Below are 18,440 nucleotides of genomic sequence, written 5' to 3'. Positions count from 1 at the left end.
TTTGATGGGTACCGAGACGCTCAACGATTGACGTCGACCACCACCCGGCCGCGCAACTGCCCGGCAAGCAAGCGCGGCGCGGCGTCGATGGCTTCGCTCAAGCCGATTTCGTGGCTGATCAGCGGTAGCAAGGCGAAATCCAGGTCCTTGGCCAGGCGATTCCAGGCCAGTATCCGCCGGGCTTTGGGTTGAGTCACGCTGTTGATCCCGGCCAGGGTCACGCCGCGCAATATGAACGGTGCGACGGAAGCCGGAAAGTCCATGCCCTGGGCCAGACCGCAGGCGGCGACGGTGCCGTTGGCCTTGGTGCTGGCGCAAGCGTTGGCCAGTGTGTGGCTGCCGACCGAGTCGATCACCGCCGCCCAACGCTCCTTGGCCAACGGTTTGCCCGGCTCCGACAACGTGGCGCGATCGATGATTTCACTGGCGCCCAAGTGCTTGAGGTAGTCGTGTTCGGAGGTGCGGCCAGTGGATGCCACCACGCGGTAGCCGAGTTTGCTCAGCAGCGCGATGGCGAAACTGCCTACACCGCCGTTGGCGCCCGTCACCAACACCTCGCCCTGCTCGGGAGTCACGCCATTGTGTTCCAGTGCCAGGATGCTCAGCATCGCCGTGTAGCCGGCCGTGCCAATGGCCATCGCTTGCGCGGCGGTGAATGCCTTGGGCAGCGGGATCAGCCAGTCGCCATTCAGACGAGCTTTCTGCGCCAGCCCGCCCCAGTGTCCTTCACCCACACCCCAGCCATTGAGCAGGACTTGATCACCGATCTTGTAGTCCGGATGACTGCTGACTTCGACAGTGCCCGCCAGATCGATCCCCGGCACCATCGGGAATTTGCGCACCACCGGGCTGCTGCCGGTGATCGCCAGGCCATCCTTGAAATTCAATGTGCTGTAAGCCACACGCACCGTCACATCGCCCTCGGGCAATTGATCGTCAGCGATCTCTTGCAGCGTGGCCCGGTAACCGCTGTCGTCTTTGTCGATCAAAATGCCTTTGAACATCATTGCCTCCTGATGGAATCGCTCAGTTGTCGTGCTGTTGAAATAACACAGGGAACCCCATTACCGTACCCGACTTTAAGCCAATCCCCATCGGCTGGCGCCTTGCGGATCATCCTGTACGCATTAAAAACTCGACTGGCCTTGCGCCAGGCATTACTGATACATACTTGCTTCTACCGTCCCTGCCCTGTATCGACGTCGGAGAACACTGCACATGAACCAATGGCCAGACACCCGCATTCTTGACCTGCTCGGGATCGAGCTGCCGATCATCCAGGGCCCTTTGGCCGGCGCGACGACTTCGGCCATGGTGATTGCTGCGTGCAACGCTGGTGGCCTGGGTTCGATGCCTGCCGCGATGCTGAGCATCGAGCAGTTGCGCGAAGAACTGAAGACGATTCGCCAACACACCCAGCGCCCGTTCAACGTCAATTTCTTCTGCCACCAACCTCCGCCGCCGGATGAGCAGCGCGCCCGGGACTGGAAGAATCTGCTGGAACCGTACTACCGGGAATTGGGCGTCGACTTCGACGCACCGACGCCGGTGTCCAATCGCGCGCCGTTCGATAACGCGGCCTGCGAAGTGATCGAAGAGTTTCGCCCCGCAGTGGTGAGTTTTCACTTCGGCCTGCCGGAAAAGTCGCTGCTGGATCGGGTAAAAGCCACCGGGGCGAAAGTTCTCTCCTCGGCGACTACGGTCGAAGAAGCCATCTGGCTGGAGCAGCATGGCTGCGATGCGATCATTGCGATGGGTTACGAGGCTGGCGGTCACCGGGGCATGTTCCTCAGTGATGACTTGAGCAGCCAGGTGGGTACTTTCGCGCTGGTGCCGCAGGTCGTTGATGCGGTGAAAGTGCCGGTCATTGCGGCGGGCGGGATTGGCGATGCGCGGGGCGTCGCGGCAGCTTTCATGTTGGGTGCATCGGCGGTTCAGGTAGGTACGGCTTATCTGTTCACGCCAGAGGCCAAGGTCAGCGCGTCCCACCACAAGGCGTTGCGCACGGCCAAGGAAAGCGAGACAGCGGTCACCAACATTTTCACCGGGCGCCCGGCGCGCGGGATTCTCAATCGGGTGATGCGTGAACTCGGGCCGATGAGCGCCAAGGCACCGGCCTTCCCCTTGGCGGGCGGTGCGCTGATGCCATTGCGGGCCAAAGGGGAAGCGGATTTCAGCAACCTTTGGGCCGGGCAGGCGTTCACCCTGGGCGTTGAACTGAGCACGGCAGAGCTGACCCGGCGTTTGGCTGAGGAAGGATTGGCCAAATTGCTTCGCCGCTAATCAAGCTGCAACTAACAACAACCTGTGGCAAGGGAGCTTACCTGTGGCGAGGGAGCTTGCTCCCGTTCGGCTGCGAAGCAGTCGCGAGCTTTTGGGGCCGCTTCGCGACCCAACGGGAGCAAGCTCCCTCGCCACAGGTAAGCTTCCTTGCCATAAGTAAGCTCCCTTGCCACAAGTAAGCTCCCTCGCCACAGTTCGGTGCCAACCTTGCACTTTGCATCCGGCAAGTTCCGTTTACAGGCATTTCGCTATATATTCTGATATATAGCGTTTCACTCGCCTACCTCGGAGCCGTTTCATGACCATGCGTGCCTCACGTTTTGCCCCTGTGTGCCTGTTCAGCGTGTTCGCTTTCGGGTCCGCCCACGCGGATGAAGTCCAGGTCGCCGTTGCCGCCAACTTCACCGCGCCGATCCAGGCCATCGCTGCCGATTTCGAGAAAGACACCGGGCACAAACTGGTCACCTCCTTTGGTGCAACCGGCCAGTTCTATACCCAGATCAAGAACGGCGCGCCGTTCGAAGTGTTGCTCTCGGCGGATGACACCACTCCACAGAAACTCGAGACCGAAGGCGACACCGTCAAGGGTTCGCGCTTCACCTACGCCATCGGCACGCTGGCGCTGTGGTCGGCCAAGGAAGGTTATGTCGACGCCAAGGGCAAGGTTCTGAGCGACAACCAGTATCAGCATCTTTCCATCGCCAACCCGAAAGCCGCCCCATATGGCCTGGCTGCCACTCAGGTGCTGGCCAGGCAAGGCCTGACCGACAAGGTCAAAGACAAGATCGTTGAAGGCCAGAACATCACCCAGGCTTACCAATTCGTGTCCACCGGCAACGCCGAACTCGGTTTTGTGGCCTTGTCGCAGATCTACAAAGACGGCAAAGTGACCAGCGGTTCGGCCTGGATCGTTCCGGCCAACCTGCATGATCCGATCAAACAAGACGCGGTGATCCTCAACAAGGGCAAGGACAACCCGGCCGCCCAGGCATTGGTTGACTACCTCAAGGGGCCGAAAGCCGCCGCCGTCATCAAGTCCTATGGTTACCAACTCTAAATGACGCTATCGAGTGCCGATTACTCCGCGATCTGGCTGGCCCTGAAACTGGCGTCCCTGACCACGGTCATCCTGCTGATCATTGGCACTCCGATTGCGTTATGGCTGTCGCGCACCCAATCCTGGTTACGCGGCCCGGTCGGGGCGATCGTCGCCCTGCCCCTGGTGCTGCCACCCACGGTGATTGGCTTTTATTTACTGTTGGCTCTCGGCCCGAACGGGTGGATCGGCCACTTCACCCAATCGTTGGGGCTCGGCACCCTGACTTTCAGTTTTGCGGGGCTCTTGATCGGCTCGGTGCTGTACTCGATGCCGTTCGTGGTCCAGCCGCTGCAAAACGCATTTTCCGCCATCGGCACTCGCCCTCTGGAAGTGGCCGCCACCTTGCGCGCCAACCCCTGGGACACGTTCTTCAGCGTGATTGTGCCGCTGGCCCGTCCCGGTTTCATCACCGCGGCCATTCTCGGTTTCGCCCACACCGTCGGCGAGTTCGGCGTGGTGCTGATGATCGGCGGCAATATTCCCGACAAGACCCGCGTGGTCTCGGTGCAGATCTACGATCACGTCGAAGCCATGGAATATGCCCAGGCCCATTGGCTGGCCGGGGCAATGCTGGTGTTCTCCTTTGCAGTGTTGCTGGCGCTCTACTCCAGCCGTAAAACCAAAGCGGCCTGGAGCTGACCCATGATTCAAACGCGCTTGAAACTGAGCTATTCGGGATTTGCCCTGGATGTCGATCTTCAATTGCCCGGCCGCGGGGTGACTGCGCTTTATGGTCATTCCGGTTCGGGCAAAACCACCTGCCTGCGCTGTATCGCCGGCCTGGAGCAGGCTGAGCAGGGTTTTATCCAGGTCAACGATGAAGTCTGGCAGGACAGCGACAAGCGGATTTTCGTCCCGCCGCATAAACGCGCCCTGGGTTATGTTTTCCAGGAAGCCAGCCTGTTTCCCCATCTGTCGGTGCGGGCCAATCTTGAATTCGGCCTCAAGCGCATCCCTCGCCAACAGCGGCGGGTCGACATGGCGCATGCCACCGAACTGCTAGGGATTGGCCATTTACTCGAGCGCAATCCGCAGAATCTTTCCGGTGGCGAGCGCCAGCGTATCGGCATCGCCCGTGCCCTGCTCACCAGCCCCAAACTGTTGTTGATGGACGAGCCACTGGCGGCGCTCGATACCCAGCGTAAAAACGAAATCCTGCCGTACCTGCAACGGCTGCACGATGAGCTCGACATCCCAGTACTGTACGTCAGCCATTCCCAGGATGAAGTCGCGCGGCTCGCCGACCATCTCGTCCTGCTCAGCGACGGCAAGGCTTTGGCCAGCGGCGCCATCGGCGAAACCCTGGCCCGGCTCGATCTGCCGCTGGCGCTGGGCGATGACGCCGGCGTGGTGATCGAAGGGCACGTCAGCGCCTATGACGCCGACTACCAGCTGTTGACCTTGCAACTGCCCGACACCGACCTGAGCATTCGGGTCACCCACGCGCCGATGACCAAGGGCCAGGCATTACGCTGCAAGGTTCAGGCGCGGGATGTCAGCCTGAGCCTGCAAGGCGTCGAACAGAGCAGCATCCTCAATCGCCTGCCGGTCACGGTGATCAGTGAGATCGGCGCCGACAATGCCGCTCACGTACTGATCCGCCTGAATGCCGCCGGCACACCGCTGCTGGCGCGAATCACCCGCTACTCCCGGGATCAACTGGGCGTGCACCCCGGCCAGCAACTCTGGGCGCAGATCAAAGCGGTGGCGGTGCTGGCCTGAATCCGTCGCCGAGGCGTACTCAAAGGGGCACCGAACCGACGAACGACCCACCAGTTTTTTGCATGATTGCAACGGGCTTCTATGCTTGATCTGAACACGAATAGCTTCGGTGACGCCATGGAAGACATTTTCGTTGTGAAACGCTGCAACAAGATCATCGTTCATGGCCGCCGGGCCGGAGAAGTCGGTCATCCCCCGCCCGACGCCGCCGTCTGGTATCGCATCGTCGATACCCGCACTCGCGGCTTCATCGGTGACGGTTACGATCTTGAAGAGGACGCCAGGCGCGAATGTCGCAGGCTTAACGAGGCCAGTTCGCCGGTGTCGCACGGGTTGGCTTGACGCCGGCCACTTTCATTTTCCGGGTCTATACTTGAAGGAGCTGAAGGACCAGCGACCCATCGGCAGAAAGCTCGCTCCCCCGCGGGCTTTTTGTTGCCCTTTAGCCGATTTCCTTGAACGGAGGTGATTGTCATGTCCGAGAAAGAGTCTATCGCTACCCTGCTCACCCTGCTTGACTCCCGTCAGGCCCGCCTTGCTGCTGCGTGCAAGGAAATCGCCGACTGGGTCGATCATCAAGGGGGGCATCCGACAGCGCTCAGGATTCGTGACCGCTTGAACGACATCGAGAAGGACACGCCGCAGATTCGCAGCGCGTTGTCTGCACTCAAACATGTCGAGCCGCCACTGCCTCGGTTCAAATCAGGCGACCGCGTTATTTGAGCCAGGGACAGAGTCCAATTCAACACACCTGAGCGGTGACCTCTTCGTCACCGTGGTTATGCCTGCCTGCCAGACTCGCGCTACATCCCAACCCGGCCCAGTTTGCCGGGCTTTTTTTATTCGTGCCTTCGGCCATTTCACACCGTCTTCACAACCGAACTCCTACAGTTCACTTGCTCCTTTGAATAAATCCCCTGGCCCGCCCGCATGCGGGCCATTTTTTTGCCTGCCGTAACGCGAACGAACGCCCTCACCTGCCAGGTGTCGAACGCTTACACATCACGAAGGAGAATGTCCCATGGTCACTCACTTCAAAGTCGGCGGGCACCTGGCCTGCGGGCACAAAGGCAGCAACCTGACTTCCAGCAGCATATTGAACCGGGTGAAATGCAGAAGCTGCCGCAACACCGATGCGTACAAGGAAGCGCGCAAAGCCGAACGCAACGCCGCACGTCGGGCCGCACGCAAAGCCAAAGCCACCCATGCTGCCAATGACTGGCGCGCATCCTGGGTACAACGGCTGATCGAGATGCCCGGACTGCAACGGCTACCGCGTGGCTTTACTGGCCAGCCATTTGTATAGCTGACACGCCAGGCGTGAGGATTTCCTCTAGAAAATCGATAAACACATTGATCCGGCTGGATCCCCGGTGGTTGGGCAAGTACAGCGCGTTGATGCAGCTGCTCGCACTGCCGGGATTGACTTCGTAGTGTTCCAGCAATCGCGTCAGCCGGCCTGCGGCGACATCGTCGCGCACCAGCCAGTCGGCCAACAGGGTCACCCCGCCGCCGGCGATTGCCGCTTCGCGCAGGATGTCGGCGTTGTTGCTTTGCAGGCGGCCGTGCACATTGAGCTGGATGGTTTCCTTATCGCCCTGGAACGTCCAGCACTGGTGCGAACCAGCGTAATCAAAGCGCAGGCATTGGTGCTCGAGCAAGTCGCGAGGATGACACGGCGCCGTGTGGCGGCTCAGGTAATCCGGGCTGGCCACCACCCAGCGCTGGAAGGCCCCTACCCGTTTACTGACGATGTCTTCACTGACCACCGACGATCCCAGACGCACCGACACATCGATCTGTTCGCTCAGCAGGTCGCTGACCTGATCGCTCAACGACACGCTTATTTCCAGTCCCGGATGGCGCTCGAGCAATCGGCCCAGATGCGGCGCGATGATCCGCCGACCAAACTCGACGGGGACGCTGATCCGCAGGCGTCCTTGCGCCTCGCTGCCACGGTCGGCAACCACGGCATCGGCTTCGTCGATGGCGTCAAGAATCGCCACAGCCTTTTCGAAATAGGTTTGCCCGGCGACGGTCACGCTGGTGTTGCGTGTCGTGCGGTTAAGCAGACTGGCGCCCAGCTCGTTTTCCAGCCCCGCCACCTGGCGAGTGACCGAAGACGTCGAGATGCCGAGTTTGCGCGCCGCGGAGGAATAACCGCCGCAACGCACGGTTTCAACAAACATCTTCAATGCCAGCAACTTGTCCATAAGCGGAATCCGGTCAAAAGGGAACGGTGGTGATTGTGCATCACCGTTCGCCAACCGTCTTGTATGACGGTGCTTCACCGGATTCCCCGGCGCCTGGCGCTCAGGCATTGGCCTTGCGACCGAGGAACATCACCAAAGCCAGGGTCGGGAGCAATGCCACCGATGCGGCAGACAGGTTCCAGCCGAAGTGTTCGTAGAGCGGGCTCGCCACCAGCGATCCCAAGGCACCGCCAACGAAGATGCTGGTCATGTACACGGCGTTGAGTCGTGCCCGGCTGTGCGGGTCGATGGCGTACACCTCGCGTTGGCCCAGCACCATGTTCAGTTGCACGGCGAAATCCAGCAGCACCGCACACACCACCAGCCACAAGTAGCTGCTGCCGGGCAGCGCAGCGATCAACAATGAAGCCGGTGCCAGCAGCAGTGCGACCAGTGTTCCGCGGTGGCCGTGGCCGGCATCGGCCAAGCGTCCGGCAATCGGCGCAGCGACTGCACCTACCGCTCCGACCAGGGCAAAAATCGCCACCTGCGCCTGGCTGAAACCGTGGTGACGCATCAGCTCAATCGGCGCAAGCGTCCAGAACAGGCTAAAGCTTGCGAACAACAACCCTTGGTACAACGAACGTTGACGCAGCACCGGATGGCGACGAGCCAGGGTAAACACCGAGCCGATCAGCGCGGCATAAGTCGCCTGATGCGTCGGCACACGGCGCGGCAGCGCAGCCGCGGTGATCAGGGCGATGACGGCCATCAGTGCCGCCGCGCTGTAAAACACCCCGCGCCAGCCGAACACTTCCACCAGCAGGCTGGACAGCGGACGCGACAACAGAATGCCCAGCAGCAGCCCGCTCATGATATTTCCCACCACACGACCGCGCGTGGCTTCGGGTGCCAGATGCGCCGCCAATGGCACCAGAATCTGCACCGCAACCGAAGTAAGGCCGATCAGCAAGGAAAATACGAGGAACATCGACGGCGAGTGCGTCAGCCCGGCACACAACAGCGTAACGCTCGCCGCGAGGGTGAAACCCACGACCAGGCGCCGGTTTTCCATCAGGTCGGCCAGCGGCACCAGCAACAGCAGACCCAGCGCATAACCAAACTGTGTGAGTGAAACGATCAGGCTGGCATTGGCGCTGGACAGGCCGATCTGCGGCGCGATCAATTCGACAATCGGCTGGGCGTAATAGAGGTTGGCCACGACCGCGCCGCAGCAAAATGCCAGGAACGCGACCATCAGGCCGGAGAGTGAAGCAGGCTGTTCGGCCTTGGCCGCTGCTGCGGGGTTACCCGTGAGCATGATGACACCTCGTTGAGTTCGGGAAAGTGATGCCAAGGCTAAGGGCACGGGTCGATGCAGAGAATCCATGCCACCGGCAATGGAGTGATGCGCCATCCGCAACGACCCCGGCGTTGCTGTTGGCGCAAAGCGCTATTGCGCGACGTGGCAATACTCCGGCGCTTGCGCCTTCTCTACCCTTGGGCACTTGGCGCAGGGCACTCCATCAGCGCCCTTCCCCGGTTGCTCAAGGAGCTGTTCATGACCCCGAATCCATCCTCGATGCGCACTGCGCGTCTCTCGCGTTGCAAATCCTCATGAAGGGCAACTTCCTGAGATCCAGTCCCCTCTGGATCAGCGCAGCCGTCCTCGCTTCGATAGGCGCAATCGGCGCAGCGATGCTGATGTGGCGCCCGGCGATAGCACCGATTGAGCGCCCGCGAACGTTCGATGCCGCGCAATTGCAGCGTGGTGCGCGGGTGGTCGAAGCAGGCGATTGTGCGGTGTGCCATACGCGTCCGGGCGGTCAATACATGGCAGGCGGGCTGCCGCTGGTGACGCCGTTCGGTACGCTCTACAGCACCAACATCACACCCGACCCGCAGACCGGTATCGGCCAATGGTCACTGCCGGCGTTCGAGCGGGCGATGCGTGAAGGGATCGCCCGCGATGGCCACTTCCTGTACCCCGCCTTCCCGTACGTGCACTACCGGCGCATGAGCGAAGGCGACATTGCCGACGCGTATGCGTACTTGATGAGCGGCCCTGCCGTGAACTCACCGGCCATGCAAAACCGCATGAATTTCCCGATGAACCTCCGGCCGCTGGTGTCGTTCTGGAATCTGCTGTTTCTGCATGCAAAGCCGCTGACACCTGTAGTGCAGCAATCTGAAGCGTGGAATCGCGGACGTTATCTGGTTGAAGGCCCCGGCCACTGCGCGGGCTGCCATTCACCGTTGAACCTGATCGGTGCCGAGCAGTCCGGCGAAAGCTTCGCGGGCGGTGAGGTGGATGGCTGGGAGGCGCCTTCGCTGCTCGGCATGGCCCGTCGCGCAAACCCGTGGAGCACTGAACAGTTGGTCCGCTATCTGCGGGCAGAAGTGGTGGATGGGCACGGCACAGCCGCAGGCCCGATGCGCCCGGTCAGCCTCAGTCTGGCTTGCTTGCCGGTCAGTGACGCGGAGGCGATTGCCGAGTATTTGCTGAGCCTGCAAACCAAGGCTGCGATCACCGAAATCCAACCCGGCGCCGGGAGCGTTGAGACCTTGGACCAGACCAGCGGCGCCCTGCTGTTCGCCAGTGCCTGCGCCGGTTGTCATGCCCCTGCGGCGCCGATGCGCGAGATCGACGGGCGTCCGGCGCTGGATCGCACCTCGGCACTGCAAGCCCCAAGCGCACGCAATTTCCTGAAAACCGTGCTCGAAGGTGTGCCGGCAACTCCGGGCGTGCCCGGACCGGTCATGCCGCCGTTTGCCGCCAGCCTGGACAACGTTCAACTCATAGCCCTGGCGTCATACCTGCGCCAGCAAGCCAGGCCTGACCAACCCTGGACAGAGCTTTCTTCCACTATTGAAGCGATCCGTCAGGAGACGAAATGACCCAAGTCACGCTCAACGTCAACGGCTCGGCCCAAGCCTTGGAGCTGGAACCTGACATGCCGCTGCTCTATGCGCTGCGCAATCATCTGGGGCTGAACGGCGCCAAGTACGGGTGTGGTTTGGGCCAGTGCGGCGCCTGTACGGTCATCGTCGATGACAAGCCGGTCTTTTCTTGCGTGACGCCCTGCGCGGGCCTTGAAGGCAAGAAGGTTCGAACGGTTGAAAGCCTCGGTACCGCCGAACGTCCCGGTCCTTTGCAAAAAGCCTTTATCGATAAACAGGCGGCCCAATGCGGCTACTGCATCGCCGGCATGCTGATGCGCGCGCAGTCATTGCTGGAGAGCAATCCGCACCCGGACGAACAGACCATTCGCGAGCACATGGCAGGCAACCTGTGTCGTTGCGGCACCCACCTGCGGATTATCGAGGCAATCAGCCTGGTGGCCGGGCAAAACGGGAGCGCGAGATGACGATGGAGAACAAAGTTGACCACAGTCGCCGGGCTTTCTTGCGTGGGGGTGCCTTGCTGGTGGCGTTTACCCTGGTGCCGGCGGCGCGTCGTGCATGGGCCGATACCGAAGTGGATACGCTCGGCACGGTGGTGCTGGCACCTGATCTGCCCGGCAGCCTGCGCACCAATCCCTACCTCGATGCGTGGATCCGCGTGGGCCCTGAAGGCATCACTGTCTACACCGGCAAGGTCGAATTGGGCACTGGCGTCAAAACAGCCTTGCTGCAAATTGCCTCCGAACGTCTGGAGGTTTCGCCGACGGCGATCAACCTGCTGACGGCCGACACTGCACTGACGCCCAACGAAGGCTACACCGCCGGCAGCCACAGCATTTTCGACAGCGGCACCGCGTTGTTCAACGCGGCGGCGCAGGTGCGTGAGTTATTGCTGCAGTCGGCCGGGCGCAGCTGGGAGGTGGCACCGCCACTGTTGACGACGCAGGAGGGCGTCATTCACGGCCCTGCCGGACAACGAATGTCCTACGCTGACGCCGTCAAAAACGTCGATCTGCACCTCTATGCCAAGTCCGAATCGCCGGCAATGCCAGCGACGGGCTTCAAGCTGATCGGTCATTCGCTGCAACGACTGGATATTCCGGCAAAAGTCAGCGGAGGCCCTGCATTTGTTCAGGACATTCGTCTGCCGGGCATGCTGCACGCTCGGGTCATTCGCCCTCCTCGTCCCGGTTGCACGCTGGAAGCCTTCGACGCGGAGTCGATCAAAACGTTGTCCGGGGTTGTGCAGGTGATTCGCGACGGCAATTACCTTGCCGTGGTGGCGCGTGATGAATGGCAAGCGATCAAGGCCATGCGCCACGGATATGAATCGGCGCACTGGAGCGGTGGACAAGCGATACCCGAGTCACGGGACGTCCACACATTGCTCGAGCGCCTGCCTTCACGCCGCTACCCGATCAGCCATGAGGGCACGCCACAGGAAGCGACCGACAATCGCTATCGAGCGCGCGTGACCAAGCAATACCTGATGCACGGATCCATCGGCCCGTCCTGCGCCGTGGCCTGGTTCAAGGACGGCACCCTCACCGTCTGGACCCACACCCAAGGCGTGTATCCGCTGCGCGCCGGGATCGCCGAAATGCTGCGGCTACCGCCCGAGCGCGTTCGCTGTATCCACACCGAAGGGTCCGGTTGTTACGGCCACAACGGCGCAGACGATGCAGCGGCCGACGCGGCGTTGATTGCCATGCGAATACCGGGCACGCCGGTGCGGGTGCAGTGGATGCGCGAGCAGGAAAATCTCTGGGAACCCTACAGCTCGGCGATGGTGACTGAAGTGCAGGCCAATCTTGATGCTCAAGGTCGACTGCAGGACTGGAATTATGAACTGTGGACCACGCCGCATAACGAACGCATCGTCAACGCGGGCCGGCTGCTGCCGGCGCGACTGCTGGCCCGACCGTTCACCTCCGCGCCTTCGGTGCCCATCGCTCAACCTGAAGGCGACGGCGATCGCAATGCCGTGCCGCTGTACACGCTGGCATCCACGCGCATCAACATGAACTTCGTCACTGAGATGCCGTTTCGCACCTCTGCCATGCGCTCGCTGGGCGCGCACATCAACATCTTCGCGATCGAGGCGTGCATCGATGAGCTTGCCGCCAGGGCCGGGAGCGATCCGGTGGCCTTGCGCCTTGCCCATCTGGCGGATCCCCGGGCGCGGGCCGTGGTGGAGCGCGTGCGCGACGCCATCGGCTGGTCGCAAAAAAGCAGCGAACCCGGCGCGGGCATCGGCTTTGCGTTTGCCCGCTATAAAAACATCATGGGCTATTGCGCGATCGCGGTGCGCTTGCGCGTACATCCGCAGACCGGCGAGGTGCAGGTCGATCACGTCGTCACGGCGGTAGACGTCGGGCAAATCGTCAATCCCGATGGCCTGCGCAACCAGGTGGAAGGCGGGATCGTGCAGTCCACCAGCTGGACGCTGTATGAAAAAGTCGCCTATGACGCCGGGGGCATACGCAGCTACGACTGGAGTGGCTACCCGATCCTGCGCTTTTCGCAGGTGCCGAAAAAGGTCGACGTGCACCTGCTCGACCAACCGGGACAGCCGTTTCTCGGCGCCGCCGAAATCGTCCAGGGACCGATGGCCGCCGCCCTCGGCAATGCCGTGGCGAACGCTACCGGCCGACGCTGGCTGAACCTTCCTTTGACCCGCTCGGAGCAACCGTCCTGACCCTGCGCAGCGTTGCGTTTCACGCAATGCAGCGTAGAGGCTGATGCGGATTATCAAGCGGCATGCAGCGGATTAACTTACGGCCATACGGTGCCTGGCCAAACGTCCATCGCCGCCCTGCTCCCTCTTTTCGACACCCGGAGAAATTCTATGACGCAGCAACTGTTCCAACCCATCGCATTGGGGCCATACACACTCCCGCACCGAGTGGCGATGGCGCCGTTGACACGCTCTCGTGCCGGGCAACCGGGCGATGTCCCGACGGCCATGAACGCCGAATATTACCGTCAGCGTGCGAGCGCCGCATTGATCATCACCGAGGCGACGCAAATCTCCCGACAGGGCCAAGGCTATGCCTGGACCCCGGGAATCTACAGCGATGAGCAGGTACAGGCCTGGCGCGAAGTCAGCAGCCAGGTGCACGAGGCCGGCGGTTTGATCTTCATGCAACTCTGGCACGTGGGCCGCGTGTCGCACCCAAGTTTCCAGCCTGACAATGCCCTTCCAGTGGCCCCGAGCGCATTACCCGTGCCGGGCAAGACGTTCATCGTCGACGCGGATGGCAACGGTGTCTGGGGCGATGTGCCGGTTCCGCGGGCACTGGAAACCTCGGAGATCGCTGACATCATCAACGACTACCGCAGGGCCGCGCGCAATGCGCTGAGTGCCGGAATGGATGGCGTGGAAATTCACGCCGGCAACGGCTATCTGTTGGATCAGTTCATCAACAGCAACAGTAACCAGCGCGAGGATAGCTACGGAGGTAGCCTGGAAAACCGTGCGCGCCTGTTATTGGAAGTGGTTGCTGCCGTCGTCGACGAAGTCGGTGCGCAGCGCGTGGGGGTACGCCTCACGCCGATGGGACGCTTCATGGGCATGGGCGATGAGACGCCGCAAGCTACGTTCGGCCACATCGTACGTTCGTTGAACCAGTGGAATCTGGCCTACCTGCACCTCGTCGAGCCTGCCGTCGTCGGCACCGTCAAGGACGAGAACTTCGATCCGCGCTGGGATGCAATCATCGGCCAACTGCGTGCAGCGTGGGACGGCGTGCTGATGATCGCCGGTGGCTACGACCCCGAGACAGCGGAACAGGCCTTGATCGACGGCCGCGCGGACATCATCGCGTTCGGCAGACCGTTTCTGGCCAACCCTGATCAGCCACGACGAATTCGCGACGGGTTGTCGCTCAATGCGCCGGATCCGAGCACCTTCTTCGGTGGCGATCAGCGTGGATACGTGGATTACCCGGCTCACTCCTGACAGGTGAATCCAGACCATCAATGCACCTTGGCGCGCCCGTGGACGCCTCGTCCGACGGGCAGGAGCGCCGCGCCAAGGAACTGATGCTGCGTGCAATCAGCCGCAGCGTTTGCATCAGCGAACTGGCTGAACAATGCGCTCCAGCACAACCTCCAGTGGATGGCGCAATTGCGTGTTGGCAAAGCGCTTCACCTGACTGCGGCAGGAGTATCCCGTCGCCAGCGCCTCACCTTTTTTGTCCAGCTTGCCGGCCCATGACTGCTCGAAAATGGTCCGCGAGGTGTCCTGGTTTCGGGCTTCATGACCGTAGGTTCCGGACATGCCGCAGCAGCCGGTCGCCTCAGTCGTCAGCTTGAGCCCGAGTCGGGCAAAAACGGTTTCCCATTGCGAAGTGCTGGCCGGGACATTGGTTTTCTCGGTGCAGTGCGCCAACAAACGGAATGTATCAGTCGCCGGATGCGGATTTTCCGGCAACGCATCGCAGAGCCATTCCTGGGGTAGCAGGACCTTTGGGCAATCGTTGAGCCCCGGTACTTTCTGATATTCCTGGCGGTAGACCAGGGTCATTGCCGGGTCCAGCCCCACCAGCGGCACTCCACAGTCGGCGAGCGCCTTGAGCTGATGGGCGTTGCGGATCGCCGCCTTGGCGAATGCACCGAGGAAACCCTGCACATGCAAAGGCTTGCCGTTGGCGCTGTAGGGCGCCAGAAACACCCGATAACCCAGCTGATGCGCCAACTGAATGAAGCTCGCCAGCAACGGGGTTTCGAAGTACCGGGTGAAGGCGTCCTGCACCAGCACCACGCTGCGCTCACGTTGCGCGACAGTGAGCTCGCGCAAGGCTGGCACACTGGCGACAGCGACCTTGCAGCGGGTCAGCGTGGCCTGCAGGTTATGGCGATTGATCAACGGACTGTCGAGCATACCGACCTGTCGCTCAAGCAGACGGCTCACCCATTTCGAGCTCATCACCGCGTTGTACAAACCTGGCGCGTAGGCCATGTAAGGCAGGGTGAACTCCAGCGAGCCGATCAAATAGTCGCGCAGCGGGCGTTGATAACGACCGTGGTACAGCTCCAGAAATCGCGAACGGAATTCCGGCACGTTGACCTTGACCGGGCATTGTCCCGCACAGGATTTACAGGCCAGACACCCCGCCATCGCGTCGTAGACCTCATGGGAGAAATCCGCCTCGCCACGCGAGCGCGCCAGGTTATTACGCAACCGCGTTGGCAACCCGCTCAGCCACGACAACTTGCCTCGGGCCGCTTGCAGCACATCGATATTCGCCGCGCCTTGCAGACGCAACCACTCGCGAATCAATGAGGCCCTGCCCTTTGGTGAATGCTGGCGTTCACGGGTGGCTTTCCACGACGGGCACATCGCATCGTTGGGATCGTAGTTGTAGCAGGCGCCGTTACCGTTGCAGTGCACGGCGGTGCCGAAGCTTTGCCAGACGCGCTCGTCGATTTGCCGGTCCAGGTCACCACGCAGCGTGACTTCGTTGACCTTGAGCAAGCCTTGGGCGGCGTCCGGCGGAGTGCAGATCTTGCCGGGATTGAGCTGATTGTGCGGGTCGAACGCCCCCTTGAGCGATTGCAGCGCCGGGTACAGCTCGCCAAAAAACTCGGGGACATATTCCGAACGCAAACCTTTGCCGTGCTCACCCCACAGCAGCCCCCCATAACGCCGGGTCAGCTCGGCCACGGCATCGGAAATCGGCTTGACCAGAGCGGCCTGGGCCGGATCTTTCATATCCAGCGCCGGACGTACATGCAACACACCGGCATCGACGTGACCGAACATGCCATAGGCCAGGCCATGGCTATCCAGCAAGGCGCGGAACTCAGCGATGTAGTCAGCCAGTTTCTCCGGCGGCACGGCGGTGTCTTCGACGAAAGGCTGCGGGCGAACCTCACCGTCGACGTTACCCAGCAGCCCGACCGAGCGTTTGCGCATGGTGTATACGCGGGTCACGGCTTCGGCCCCTTCGGCCAGGGTGTGGCCCAGTCGCTCAATCGTCGTGTCGGCCTGCAGATGCTCCACGAACGACGCCACGCGAGCATTCACGTCTGTCAGGTCTTCCCCGCTGAACTCCACCAGATTGATACCCAGCGTCGCGCGCTCTGCGTCCGTCGGGAAGTACTCGGCGACGCTGTGCCAAACGATGTCTTTCATCGCCAGCATCAACACTTTGGAGTCCACGGTTTCGATGGACAACGGTTTGTGCGCCAATAACGCATTGGCGTCGCGCAACGCATCCATGAAGCTGCTGTAGCGCACGTTCACCAACACCGAATACTTGGGAATCGGCAGCACGTTGAGCTTGGCTTCGACGATGTAGCCCAACGAACCTTCCGCACCGCACAGCACACTGTTGAGGTTGAAACGCCCGTGCTCGTCGCGCAGGTGCGCCAGGTCGTAACCGGTCAGGCAGCGGTTGAGTTTGGGGAATACCGACTCGATCAGGTCGGCCTGGCTTTCCTGAATGTGCCGCGCCGTCCGGTACACCTCGCCGATGCGGCCGGGTTGCGTGCAGGCCACTTCCAGCTCCGCGTCGGACAGAGGCCGGCTGTGCAGGCGCTCGCCACCGAGCAGCACACTGTGCAGTTCCAGCACGTGATCGCGGGTCTTGCCGTAGGTGCAACTCCCCTGGCCGCTGGCATCGGTGTTGATCATGCCGCCGACGGTGGCGCGGTTGGACGTCGACAGCTCCGGGGCGAAGAACAGCCCATGGGGTTTGAGCGCGGCATTCAGCTGGTCCTTGACCACGCCCGCCTGCACCCGCACCCAACGCTCGGCGACGTTGATTTCGAGGATGGTGTTCATGTGCCGCGACAAGTCGACCACGATGCCATCGGTCAATGACTGGCCGTTGGTGCCCGTGCCGCCACCTCGCGGGGTCAGCTTGATCTGGCGAAAGCGTGGTTCGGCCATCAAGGTCGCGATGCGTGCGATGTCGTCCGCGTCCATGGGGAACACCGCCGCTTGCGGCAGGCGCTGGTAAATCGAGTTGTCGGTCGCCAGCACGGTACGGGTGGCGTAATCGGCGCTGAGCTGGCCACGAAAGCCGCTGGCGCGCAGGGCCTGAAGAAATTCCGGATAGTCTGCCGCGAGTGCAACGGTGGGCAACTGAGCGATCATCGCAGGCTGTTCTCTTGTCGGTCTAATCATGGGAAAAAATCAAAACACTTGTCGCCTGAGCATTAATGGGTCAGCCTCAGGTCGTCGGCTACGCCAATGATCCTGTAGGCTCTGGCGCCGGACAAACGGATAATCCTGCCGCTATCGATGACTTTTACGAATGAATTACCGTCACCTCACGCCCTCGATGTCGTTGCTGCTGGCCTTTGAGGCCGCCGCCCGCCATGAAAGCTACACCCGCGCCGCGATGGAACTGTCTCTGACCCAAAGCGCCGTGAGCCGGCAAGTCCAGGCGCTGGAACAGCAACTGGGCCTGACGCTGTTTCGCCGTGAAGGCCGGCAAGTGCAGTTGACCGATGTCGGTCGTCTCTACCAACGGGAAATGAGCGAAGCGCTCGGACGCATCCGCAGCGCCACGCTGCAAGCCATGGCTTACCAATCCGGCAGCGGCACCTTGCGCCTGGCCACCTTGCCGACCTTCGGCTCGAAGTGGTTATTGCCGCGCCTTCATGACTTCTACAAAACCCATCCCGGCATGCTGGTGCACATCAATTCCCGGATCGACGCCATCGACTTCGAAACCAGCGGTATCGATGCCGCGATCGTCGTCGGCAATGCCGATTTGCCGGGCCTGATCAGCCATCGCCTGCACACCGAAGAACTGATGGTGATCATTTCTCCAGAAGTGGCCGAGCTCCATGACGCCTGGACGCCGGAGCGCATTGGCGCACAGACACTGCTCAACGTCGCAAACAACGCCAACGTCTGGGGCGAGTGGTTCAGCCACCACGGCCTGCCCCATCGAATGATGCGGCTGGGGCCGAGTTTCGAACTCACCTCGCACTTGATCCAGGCCGTCAGGGCCGGCATCGGCATCGGTTTGGTGCCACGTATTCTAGTGGCCGACGAGTTGGCCAACGCAGAGCTGATCAGCCTCGACCAGCCGTTCGCCAGCCAGCGCAGCTACTACCTGACCTACCCGCCGCGCAACGAAATGCTGCCATCGCTTATCGCGTTCCGTACCTGGTTGCTGGAACAGATCTGAACGAGCGCAAAGAACAGGCTGTCCACTTTGTTCTTCTATGATGTCCATCAGTTGCGCGCGCAACTGCAGGATTTTTGATGCGTTGGTGGC

The 18,440-nt window shown here is 61.6% G+C and carries 16 protein-coding genes; 12 read left to right on the top strand and 4 right to left on the bottom strand.

The window, feature by feature from the left end; genetic code table 11:
- Positions 1-20: 20 nt before the first annotated feature.
- Positions 21-1,004: an acrylyl-CoA reductase (NADPH) gene (gene acuI, locus ACEN9A_RS13385; RefSeq protein ID WP_258673964.1), complete on the bottom strand. Its 984-nt coding sequence runs from the start codon at positions 1,002-1,004 to the stop codon at positions 21-23.
- 214 nt (positions 1,005-1,218) lie between these two features.
- Here acuI and ACEN9A_RS13380 point away from each other — a divergent pair, with 214 nt between their 5' ends.
- From ACEN9A_RS13380 to ACEN9A_RS13350, 7 genes are all read left to right on the top strand, one after another.
- A complete protein-coding gene (locus tag ACEN9A_RS13380) occupies positions 1,219-2,283 on the top strand; it encodes an NAD(P)H-dependent flavin oxidoreductase (protein WP_258673962.1) in 1,065 nt (354 codons plus the stop codon).
- A gap of 304 nt (positions 2,284-2,587) precedes the next feature.
- Positions 2,588-3,340, top strand: a complete 753-nt coding sequence (gene modA, locus ACEN9A_RS13375; protein WP_408981124.1) for a molybdate ABC transporter substrate-binding protein — start codon at positions 2,588-2,590, stop codon at positions 3,338-3,340.
- Positions 3,341-4,021, top strand: coding sequence for a molybdate ABC transporter permease subunit (gene modB / locus ACEN9A_RS13370; RefSeq protein ID WP_258673960.1), 681 nt, complete (start codon positions 3,341-3,343; stop codon positions 4,019-4,021).
- Between the two features lie 3 nt (positions 4,022-4,024).
- Positions 4,025-5,104: a molybdenum ABC transporter ATP-binding protein gene (modC, locus tag ACEN9A_RS13365; RefSeq protein WP_019651603.1), complete on the top strand. Its 1,080-nt coding sequence runs from the start codon at positions 4,025-4,027 to the stop codon at positions 5,102-5,104.
- A gap of 81 nt (positions 5,105-5,185) precedes the next feature.
- A complete protein-coding gene (locus tag ACEN9A_RS13360) occupies positions 5,186-5,446 on the top strand; it encodes a hypothetical protein (RefSeq protein WP_258673959.1) in 261 nt (86 codons plus the stop codon).
- A 132-nt stretch (positions 5,447-5,578) separates the two neighbouring features.
- Positions 5,579-5,827 carry a hypothetical protein gene (locus ACEN9A_RS13355; protein ID WP_018929055.1) on the top strand — a complete coding sequence of 83 codons (249 nt, stop codon included), beginning with the start codon at positions 5,579-5,581 and terminating at the stop codon, positions 5,825-5,827.
- Positions 5,828-6,125: 298 nt separating this feature from the next.
- Positions 6,126-6,410: a hypothetical protein gene (locus ACEN9A_RS13350; RefSeq protein ID WP_019578779.1), complete on the top strand. Its 285-nt coding sequence runs from the start codon at positions 6,126-6,128 to the stop codon at positions 6,408-6,410.
- On the opposite strand, the gene ACEN9A_RS13345 is transcribed toward ACEN9A_RS13350, so the two are convergent.
- Positions 6,388-7,317, bottom strand: a complete 930-nt coding sequence (locus tag ACEN9A_RS13345) for a LysR family transcriptional regulator (RefSeq protein ID WP_018929053.1) — start codon at positions 7,315-7,317, stop codon at positions 6,388-6,390. The genes ACEN9A_RS13350 and ACEN9A_RS13345 overlap by 23 nt on opposite strands.
- 100 nt (positions 7,318-7,417) lie before the next feature.
- Positions 7,418-8,617, bottom strand: coding sequence for an MFS transporter (locus tag ACEN9A_RS13340; RefSeq protein WP_019578778.1), 1,200 nt, complete (start codon positions 8,615-8,617; stop codon positions 7,418-7,420).
- Positions 8,618-8,994: 377 nt separating this feature from the next.
- Between ACEN9A_RS13340 and ACEN9A_RS13335 the strand changes: the two genes are divergently transcribed.
- The 4 genes from ACEN9A_RS13335 (at position 8,995) to ACEN9A_RS13320 (ending at position 14,161) form a co-directional block, all read left to right on the top strand.
- Positions 8,995-10,194 carry a cytochrome c gene (locus tag ACEN9A_RS13335; RefSeq protein WP_258673958.1) on the top strand — a complete coding sequence of 400 codons (1,200 nt, stop codon included), beginning with the start codon at positions 8,995-8,997 and terminating at the stop codon, positions 10,192-10,194.
- The gene (locus ACEN9A_RS13330) at positions 10,191-10,664 is read left to right on the top strand and encodes a (2Fe-2S)-binding protein (RefSeq protein WP_258673957.1); all 474 of its coding nucleotides are present in this window, start codon (positions 10,191-10,193) and stop codon (positions 10,662-10,664) included. The genes ACEN9A_RS13335 and ACEN9A_RS13330 overlap by 4 nt, the downstream gene beginning before the upstream one ends.
- Positions 10,661-12,898 carry a xanthine dehydrogenase family protein molybdopterin-binding subunit gene (locus ACEN9A_RS13325; RefSeq protein WP_258673956.1) on the top strand — a complete coding sequence of 746 codons (2,238 nt, stop codon included), beginning with the start codon at positions 10,661-10,663 and terminating at the stop codon, positions 12,896-12,898. Before ACEN9A_RS13330 ends, ACEN9A_RS13325 begins: the two co-directional genes overlap by 4 nt.
- A 150-nt stretch (positions 12,899-13,048) precedes the next feature.
- On the top strand, positions 13,049-14,161 hold the full coding sequence (locus ACEN9A_RS13320; protein ID WP_258673955.1) for an alkene reductase: 1,113 nt from the start codon (positions 13,049-13,051) through the stop codon (positions 14,159-14,161).
- A 114-nt stretch (positions 14,162-14,275) separates the two neighbouring features.
- Here the strand turns inward: ACEN9A_RS13320 and ydiJ are convergent, their stop codons facing one another.
- Positions 14,276-17,305, bottom strand: coding sequence for a D-2-hydroxyglutarate dehydrogenase YdiJ (gene ydiJ / locus ACEN9A_RS13315; RefSeq protein WP_258673953.1), 3,030 nt, complete (start codon positions 17,303-17,305; stop codon positions 14,276-14,278).
- 160 nt (positions 17,306-17,465) lie between these two features.
- Here ydiJ and ACEN9A_RS13310 point away from each other — a divergent pair, with 160 nt between their 5' ends.
- Positions 17,466-18,350, top strand: a complete 885-nt coding sequence (locus ACEN9A_RS13310; protein ID WP_096480274.1) for a LysR substrate-binding domain-containing protein — start codon at positions 17,466-17,468, stop codon at positions 18,348-18,350.
- Positions 18,351-18,440 lie beyond the last annotated feature (90 nt).

The organism is Pseudomonas sp. Pseusp18 (genome assembly GCF_059506005.1).
Note: the sequence above shows the minus strand (reverse complement) of the source record. Positions and strands in the feature narration are given on the sequence as shown.